Annotated in this window: 8 protein-coding genes and 2 pseudogenes; 5 read left to right on the top strand and 5 right to left on the bottom strand. The window is 60.8% G+C overall.

The genetic code is table 11. The annotated features are described in order from the left end of the window. Window positions 1-427 precede the first annotated feature (427 nt). From TK42_RS15040 to TK42_RS15030, 3 genes and pseudogenes are all read left to right on the top strand, one after another. Window positions 428-574: pseudogene (locus TK42_RS15040) on the top strand (ABC transporter substrate-binding protein); the annotation flags it as partial. A 35-nt stretch (window positions 575-609) separates the two neighbouring features. Beyond that, a pseudogene (locus TK42_RS27140) lies at window positions 610-762 on the top strand (NAD(P)/FAD-dependent oxidoreductase); the annotation flags it as partial. 248 nt (window positions 763-1,010) lie between these two features. Beyond that, window positions 1,011-1,232, top strand: coding sequence for a hypothetical protein (locus TK42_RS15030; protein ID WP_103734592.1), 222 nt, complete (start codon window positions 1,011-1,013; stop codon window positions 1,230-1,232). A gap of 152 nt (window positions 1,233-1,384) precedes the next feature. Here TK42_RS15030 and TK42_RS15025 read toward each other — a convergent pair whose 3' ends face one another. The 3 genes from TK42_RS15025 to TK42_RS15015 all read right to left on the bottom strand — a co-directional run bounded on the left by TK42_RS15025 (window position 1,385) and on the right by TK42_RS15015 (window position 4,129). Beyond that, a complete protein-coding gene (locus tag TK42_RS15025) occupies window positions 1,385-2,569 on the bottom strand; it encodes a sugar transporter (protein WP_103734591.1) in 1,185 nt (394 codons plus the stop codon). Window positions 2,570-2,681: 112 nt separating this feature from the next. Next, the gene (locus tag TK42_RS15020) at window positions 2,682-3,044 is read right to left on the bottom strand and encodes a type 1 fimbrial protein (RefSeq protein ID WP_103734590.1); all 363 of its coding nucleotides are present in this window, start codon (window positions 3,042-3,044) and stop codon (window positions 2,682-2,684) included. Between the two features lie 86 nt (window positions 3,045-3,130). Continuing rightward, window positions 3,131-4,129: a bile acid:sodium symporter family protein gene (locus tag TK42_RS15015; RefSeq protein ID WP_032880734.1), complete on the bottom strand. Its 999-nt coding sequence runs from the start codon at window positions 4,127-4,129 to the stop codon at window positions 3,131-3,133. A gap of 85 nt (window positions 4,130-4,214) precedes the next feature. On the opposite strand from TK42_RS15015, the gene TK42_RS15010 reads away from it, so the two are divergent. Continuing rightward, a complete protein-coding gene (locus TK42_RS15010) occupies window positions 4,215-5,003 on the top strand; it encodes a helix-turn-helix domain-containing protein (RefSeq protein ID WP_103734589.1) in 789 nt (262 codons plus the stop codon). Window positions 5,004-5,095: 92 nt separating this feature from the next. After that, window positions 5,096-5,527 (top strand): hypothetical protein, encoded by a 432-nt coding sequence (locus tag TK42_RS15005; protein WP_103734588.1) that lies wholly within the window; start codon window positions 5,096-5,098, stop codon window positions 5,525-5,527. 29 nt (window positions 5,528-5,556) lie between these two features. Here TK42_RS15005 and TK42_RS15000 read toward each other — a convergent pair whose 3' ends face one another. After that, complete coding sequence (locus TK42_RS15000; RefSeq protein ID WP_103734587.1) at window positions 5,557-6,675, bottom strand: carboxylate-amine ligase; 1,119 nt, start codon at window positions 6,673-6,675, stop codon at window positions 5,557-5,559. Window positions 6,676-6,681: 6 nt separating this feature from the next. Then, window positions 6,682-7,626, bottom strand: coding sequence for a class I SAM-dependent methyltransferase (locus tag TK42_RS14995; RefSeq protein ID WP_103734586.1), 945 nt, complete (start codon window positions 7,624-7,626; stop codon window positions 6,682-6,684). Window positions 7,627-7,637: the final 11 nt, after the last annotated feature.

Below are 7,637 nucleotides of genomic sequence, written 5' to 3'. Positions count from 1 at the left end.
TCCGTATTCAGTTTTGCCGCTAGGCGCGGCGCCCTTGAAAAACAACGGGCGCAGCCGGGGGCCTGGAGAGGCTTCCGGCAGGCTTGAAAAATTAAGGGATTTGCGCGGTGGGGGGTGACATGGGAAGCGGGGACACGTGTCGGGTGGGAGGGTTCCCGTGTTTGCTCGCGGCTCTTCAACTTTGCTGAGTTTTACCAGTACTGCGGCGATGATCGCCCATGTCACACCTGTGGGAGGGGGCTTGCCCCCTCCCACATTTTGGCCTGTGTCGCCTCAACGAATGATTGCTCATGGCCCGATCTGGCAGATGCACAGTCAGTCAATGGACAATGCCCCAAGTGTCCTTAAGCTCAGATCGAAAGGGTATTTATCAACCGGTTTTCAGAACCTTATGCTTCGGCTCATTCCGTTGAATATCGAGCCGCTCATGACCCTTCGCCGCCCGTTTGCTGCTGTATTAGGATCGCTGGTTTTCTCCATCGCCGTGAGCGCCGACGCCCAGGAGACCCTGCGTATCGGCTATCAGAAATCCTCAACCCTGATCACCCTGCTGAAAACCCAGGGCACCCTGGAATAAGCCCTCAACGCCGACCACATCGACGTCAGCTGGCCGATATTCGGGTAATCGTGGTGGACCGCGGCCCGCAAATCGCAGCATCCATGGGCGATGGCACACGCCCGTCAATCATCGAAGCCAGCCGGGAATTGGGACTGCAATGGATACTGAATACTTCGGTGGCCTCGGTGGATGCCGGCGGGGTGAAGCATTATGTTCCGCCGAGAGACCGCGCCGGACTCTAATCCCGGCTCGGCCCCTTTGCAGCCGTATAGTCGCCTGTGTATGAACAACCCTAATATAGCTAAACCATCTAAAAAACTGTCAACTATGACAGTACCCAACCACACTTACTCCCTCTACCTTTAAATCACTTCAATACTTCACTACATATTGAAGATTTATAACTGAATACCCGTTCACTTCAACCAAGCCTTATACAAGGAGTACTGACATGGCATTTGTAAAAAACTATAAAGGATATGACATACATAAAGATCTAACAGGAGGGCGTTATGAAGGCGACAAATTAGTCGACCAATCAGAAGCTTACCGCTTTGAAAAAGATGGGGAAGCTAGCATCCTAACTTACGATTCCCTAAGCCGCATCGAGCAAGTCATTGACGATTGGGAAGCTCAAGACGACGACGAACCAAGAGATAGAGACGAATATTGATACACCAAGCAAAGTGGTCCTTACCCCAAAAACAACCACAGGGGATTTTATCTATTGATAAATCCCCTGTGGTATTTGTATGCACCGCGCTTACTTCACTGCCCTCTAGGTGCCTCACTACATGAGGAATGCCTGGCTACACTTGAATCCCACTATTGCGTCACCACATCCGTCCCAAACCGCCGAATCGCCAGGCAATATCCCACCAACGCCAGCGCCGCCAGCAACCCGCCCGCCGCGCCGATCCAGGCGAAGCCGAAGTGGCTGCCGACCCAACTGCCCATCAACGCGCCACCGCCGATGCCAATGTTGTAGATACCGGAGAACATCGCCATGGCCACGTCGGTGGCGTCCGGTGCAAGCACCAGCACTTTGGACTGCATGGCCAGGCCAAAGCCCATGATCGCCATGCCCCAGAAAATGCTCAACACCACCAGGTAGGATTCAGCACCGCTCAACGGCAGCATCAGCGCCAGGCACGCGGCGAGGATGAACACTGCGCCGATCACGAACAGGTGCGGGTTGAAGCGGTGCACCAGGCTGAACAACAACGAGCCGATAATGCCGGCACCACCAAACACCAAGAGAATCAACGTCACCGCACTGCCACCCAGCCCGGCGACGCCTTCGACGAAGGGTTCGATGTAGCTGTAAGCGGTAAATTGCGCGGTGACGGTCATCGCGGTCAGCACATAGAGCGCCACCAGTGCCGGGCGCTTGAACAGCAGCGGCAGGCTACGCAGGGAGCCGGAGTTCTGGCTCGGCAACAGCGGCAAGGTGCGCGCCAGCCAGAACACCAGGGCGGCGGCGAACGCGGCGATCACCAGAAACGTGGTACGCCAGCCCATGGCCTCACCAAGCAGGCGCCCCAAGGGAATGCCGAGTACCATCGCCAGGGACGTGCCCGTGGCCAACAAACCAAGGGCCTGCACCTGCTTGCCCTCCGGCGCCAATCTTACGGCCAGCGAGGCAGTGATCGACCAGAACAGCGCGTGGGCCAAGGCAATGCCGACACGACTGACCATCAGCAAACCGAAGCTGGTGGCCACGCTAGAGAGAATATGGCTGGCGATAAACAGACCGAACAGTACGATCAGCAGCTTGCGCCGTTCGACATTGCGGGTCAGCAGCATCACCGGCAGCGAGGTCAGGGACACGATCCACGCATAGATGGTGAGCATCAGGCCGACGCTGGCCACGGGCATGTCGAAGCTGGCGCCAATGGCGCTGAGCAACCCGACAGGGACGAATTCGGTGGTATTGAACACAAACGCGGCCAGCGCCAGGGCGATGACCGGTTGCCAATTGGCTTGGGGGGCTGCGGCTGAAAGGCTCATTGACGGGCGCGGTACTCTGGCGATGATCAAGCGGCCACCCAGGACAAGCGCCGCCGCCGAGCATTCTATAGGTTTCTCGCACGGCTGTTGATGCGGATCGTCGCCCGATGGCTTATGGCGACGTCATGGTAATGATGTAGTTGCCGGACTCAATGGGCTTGCCGGCGGCATCTACCAGCAGATAGCGCTGGTCGTAATAGCGCCCCTCGCCGCTGTCTGCCACCAGCCGCACGTGGGCCGCGTTGACGCTGGCCACCGGCGCCACATTGCGCACCTCGAAGCGGCTACCGCGACTCACTCTGGCACAGCCGCGCAGTTCCATCACCGAACCACTGCGCGCATTTGTCGCACACCCCGGCTCGACGATAGCGCCAGTGAACCTGATGGTGCCCTGCCCCACCGTCTGCGCCGCGCCGCAGGTGCTTGCCCATAGGCAAAGAAGGCCTGTCACTACCGCAAATCGACGAACGTTCATGCCGAGACTCCTTCTTGGGTTAGTAAGAAGTTAGTCGTCGGCGCAGCGGTTAACTTGAGCTTATTTGTCTGGGAATGAGAGGTGCATCACGGATCCACCTGCCCCATCAACTCAGGGATGCTTTCCGGGCGCTGGGCATAACGCTGAGCCAGCGCCGCGCACACCATCAGCTGGATCTGGTGAAACAGCATCAACGGTAAAATCAGCACGCCCATGCTCGCCCCGGCGAACAGCACCTGCGCCATGGGCACGCCGGTCGCCAGGCTTTTCTTCGAGCCGCAGAACAGGATGGTGATGCGGTCTTCCTGGCTGAAACCGAATGCCTTGCCCAACAACGTGGACGCTACCAGCACCAACGCGAGCAATACGCAGCAGGCAACTACCAGACCGCCCAGTTGCCACAGAGGGATCTGGTGCCAGATGCCCTCATTGACCGCTTCGCTGAATGCGCCATAGACCACCAGCAGGATCGAGCCCTGGTCGACAAATTTCAGCCAGGATTTGTTGCGCCCGACCCAGTCGCCGATCCAGCGGCGGGCGATTTGCCCGGCAATGAATGGCAGCAGCAACTGCACGCTGATCTTCAGGATCGCGTCGACGGTGGAGCCGCCATCGCCGTGTACGTTCAGCAGCAGCGCCACCAGCAGCGGGGTCAGGAAGATACCGAACAGGCTGGAAGCCGCCGCACTGCAAATCGCCGCCGGGATATTGCCGCGGGCCAGGGACGTGAAGGCAATCGCTGATTGCACAGTGGCCGGCAACGCGCACAGATAGAGCATGCCCATGTACAGCTCAGTGCCGATCAGCGGCGACAGCACCGGCTTGAGCGCCAGGCCCAGCAACGGAAACAGCACAAAGGTCAGGCTGAACACCAACAGATGCAGGCGCCAGTGGCCGGCGCCGGCGACGATGGCCTGGCGCGACAGCTTGGCGCCGTGCAGGAAAAACAGCAGCGCGATGGCCAGGTTGGTCACCCAGCCGAAGGCCACGGCGGTCTGGCCGCTGGCCGGCAGCAGGGAGGCAAGGATCACTGTGGCGATCAGGGTCAGGGTGAAGTTGTCGGGCAGAAAGCGCGGGCGGGTCATAAGCAAATCTTCCAGGGGTTGCCAAGAGCGTCCCGGCGACTCTAACGTAACGATCCTTTACCGACTAACGCCAATGAGCCAGTAAATGCCGCCAAAAGGACATGAAAAAACCGTGCGGCGCAGTGTGCCCGGACTTTCCAGCCTGCCACGGCCGGTGTATGGGCGTACCGAGTCCTTGCCCAATCGGGCGCTGACAAGACGGCACAGCCACCCGTGGGTGCAGTTGTCCTACGCGATTTCCGGGGTGCTGGAGATCCACACCAGCGTCGGCCGTTTCGTCGCGCCCCCGCAGCGCGCCGTCTGGATTCCGGCAGGCATGCCCCATCGGGTGTTCAGTTCGCCCCATACCGAAATGCGCAGCTTGTACCTCGATTGCAGCGTCACCGCCTGGGCGGCCGAACGGTGTCAGGTGCTGGAAGTGAGCAGTTTGTTGCGCGAGTTGATCCGTAATTTCAGCCAAGTGCCGGTGGAATATGCTGAAGATGGGCCGGATGGGCGCCTGGCCCAGGTGCTGCTCGACCAACTTGCAGCCGCCCCCCAAGTGGATTTGATGCTGCCGCTACCCCATGACCCGCGGCTGCGGCAGATTTACCGCAGCTTGAACCTGCACCCCGAGCAGCAGACCACCCTGGGGGATTGGAGCCCCAGGCTGGGCGTCAGCGAAAAGACCCTCAGCCGCTTGTTCCTCAAGGACACTGGGCTGACGTTCCGCGCGTGGCGCCAGCGCCTGCGACTGCTGAGCGCCCTGCCCGCCCTGGAGCGAGGCGAGCGGGTGACGGATGTGGCGTTGGGGTGTGGCTATGAATCGACCTCAGCGTTTATCAATGCATTTCGTCAGCAGTTCGATTCCACCCCCGGTGAGTTCTTCCGCTGACCCTCCCACGACGCAAATAATCCCCAAACCCACGCTCGGCTGGTATTGTGCCGCGCTTTGAAACACAGCAACCGACTGCGAGGAAATGGACGTTGAACACTGACGAAAAAATGACCGGGGACCTGTTCGAGGTCGATAAGCGCCTGTCACTCAAGCCCGTGGTGGACTTCAACGCCTACCTGCGCAGCGCCTTCGGCGATGGCCCCTGCACGTGCGTGCGTTGCGCTGCCAGTGGCGGTGACGAAAGCGGCTATGAGTTCCAGCACACCTTCGCCTTCGACGCCAAGCCGGTGCATCGCCGTTTCGCTTCGACGGCGGGCAGCGATGTGTTGATGGCGTCGAAAAAGGCATGGCTGTCGTACACCAAGGCCGAGTTGCCGCTCAGTGGCGTGCTGGTGCTGGACACGGTCAAGGAGTTTGTCGAGCCGCAGTTGCACAAGCGCCTGGCGCCGTTGTTCGTGGCCAGTGGCTTGGTCAAGGATGTGGACGGCGAGTTGCGTATTCAGCCGCAAGCCATGGCCTGACACATCAAAAGGCGCCTGTGCGCAGCCCATCAATGGTCGCCGCGACTCTGAGCGAGCAAGTGGTCGACCACGCTGCCCAGGCTGCCCACCTCATCGGCACCGTCGGCGCGGGCCTGGGCGTACCAACGCAACTGTTCGGTGGCACTGTTGCCGCGCCGCAGCAGCGCTTGCAGCGTATAGAACAGCCGCGGCTCGCCCATGGCCTCTGCGGTGGCACCGAACGTCTGGCGCGCGCAGTGCAACCACTGTTCGGCGCTGCCCATGGCGCCTGTGTCGTCCAACGCAAAGTGACCGCCCGCGCCGTAGCGTTTGGCCTGCCAGCGATTTTCCTTGAGCAGCCAGCGCGTTTGCGCACAGAACCCGGCGCCGGGTCGCTCCAGGCCGCAGGCATGGGTGACCATGACGCGAAACAGCGTGGCCAGGGCCAGGGCATCCGCCAACCGCGGGCAGGCGTCGGTCATGCGCAGTTCGAGGGTTGGGTAACGCGCCGCCGGGCGAATGCCCCACCAGCCGTTGCCATCGGCCTTGATTGCACCCATGCGATGCAGCAACGCAAGATAGCGCAGGTATTCGTTCCAATCGGCGAAATGTTCCGGCACGCCCATGCGCGGCCATTCATCACAAGCGCCCTGGCGGTAGCTCATAAAGCCGCTGGGCGCGCCATCCCACAATGGCGAGGAGCAACTGAGCAGCAACAGCAGCGGCAGCCACGGTGACACCTGGTTCATCACGGCGATGCGGTCATGGGTGTGCGGCACCTGCACGTGCACATGCAGCCCGCACAATACGCTGCGCCGCGCTACGTATTGAATATCGTCGAACAACTGCTGGAAATGGGCTTGGTCAGTAGGCCGCTGTTCGCGCCAGTCGGCCAACGGATGGCTGCCGGCACACACCACGCCGAGGCCAAATTCACCCAGGCGCTGCGCCAGATTGCGGCGCACTGTCGCCAGGTAATCCGCGGCTTCAGCGCTGGCACTGAATACCGGTGACGCGACCTCGATCTGGCCCTGGAACATTTCATACGCAAAGCCTGCGCCGATCGCCTCACGACACGCCGCCAGCACCGCTGTCGAAGGCTCGCCGAGCATCCGGCGAGTGTGCAGATCGGTGATGAAGTATTCTTCTTCGATGCCGAAAGTGAGCATCAAGGGTCAACGCAGTCGGGTAACGGTGAGCGCAACCACCGCGATGCGCTCCACACGTTCATAGCCAGGTTTTTCCAGCTCCTCGCCGAAGACATCAGGATCCAGTTCGCGGTAGGTCCAGCCGTAGGCATCACTGCCCATCAACGGCTTGACCGCGCCAAGGAAAGGATCGCCACCCGCCACCATCGCCACTCCGGTATACAGCAACAGGCTGCCGCCCAGGGCCAGGCGTGCGAGGGATTCGCTGACGATGCGCACCGACAATTGCTCCCCCAACGCCCCGCCACCATGGCGATAGGCACGCTGGCGGTCATCGTTCATGTACGGCGGGTTGGCGACGATCAGGTCAAATTGCCCTTCGACGCTGGCCAGCACGTCACTGTGGTACACGCTGACATTATTCAACCCGGCCAGCTCGGCGTTCACGGCGGTCAGGCGCAGGGCACGCGGGTTGATGTCCACCGCCAGCACCTGGGCGTCATGCCTGGCCCGGGCAACCACCAAGGCACCCACACCGGCGCCACAGCCAATGTCCACCGCACGCTTGAGCGGTTCGAAACGCTGCTGCAAATGCGCTTCGATCACCTGGGCAAAACGGTAGCTGTCGGGGCCGAAGAACACCGCGTCCGCTTGCACCGTGGGATACGGCGAATGGGCGAACAGCAGATCGTCGAGGCTCGACCAACGCACCGTGCTGCGCCATAAGGCATCGTGCTTTTCGATCACATCGGCTTGCTGCAACTCTTCGCGAAACGCCTCGGGCAACAGGTCGTGGTCGAACGGCATCGACCAGCCGAATACGTCGCGCAGCGTCATCGCCAGCGGCGTCGCCAAACGCCGGTAGACGCGCTCATGGGTCAAGGGCGTCGGCGTAATGAAGCGGTAACCGCTTTCCTTCAACCCCCGGCCCAGGTTCAGCAAGGCACGATCAGCGAGTTGTTGGGCAGACATAGGCACATTCC

Origin of the sequence: Pseudomonas sp. GZJR-8, from assembly GCF_002916705.1 — a bacterium.
Taxonomy (GTDB): Bacteria; Pseudomonadota; Gammaproteobacteria; order Pseudomonadales; family Pseudomonadaceae; genus Aquipseudomonas; species Aquipseudomonas synxantha_A.
This window is presented reverse-complemented; position numbering and strand designations above follow the sequence as displayed.

What these genes read in the sequence shown, in the direction of transcription:
- TK42_RS15030 (WP_103734592.1), top strand. Translation starts at nt 1,011, where the DNA reads ATGGCATTTGTAAAAAACTATAAAGGATATGACATACATAAAGATCTA.
- TK42_RS15025 (WP_103734591.1), bottom strand. Translation starts at nt 2,569, where the DNA reads ATGAGCCTTTCAGCCGCAGCCCCCCAAGCCAATTGGCAACCGGTCATC.
- TK42_RS15020 (WP_103734590.1), bottom strand. Translation starts at nt 3,044, where the DNA reads ATGAACGTTCGTCGATTTGCGGTAGTGACAGGCCTTCTTTGCCTATGG.
- TK42_RS15015 (WP_032880734.1), bottom strand. Translation starts at nt 4,129, where the DNA reads ATGACCCGCCCGCGCTTTCTGCCCGACAACTTCACCCTGACCCTGATC.
- TK42_RS15010 (WP_103734589.1), top strand. Translation starts at nt 4,215, where the DNA reads ATGCCGCCAAAAGGACATGAAAAAACCGTGCGGCGCAGTGTGCCCGGA.
- TK42_RS15000 (WP_103734587.1), bottom strand. Translation starts at nt 6,675, where the DNA reads ATGCTCACTTTCGGCATCGAAGAAGAATACTTCATCACCGATCTGCAC.
- TK42_RS14995 (WP_103734586.1), bottom strand. Translation starts at nt 7,626, where the DNA reads ATGTCTGCCCAACAACTCGCTGATCGTGCCTTGCTGAACCTGGGCCGG.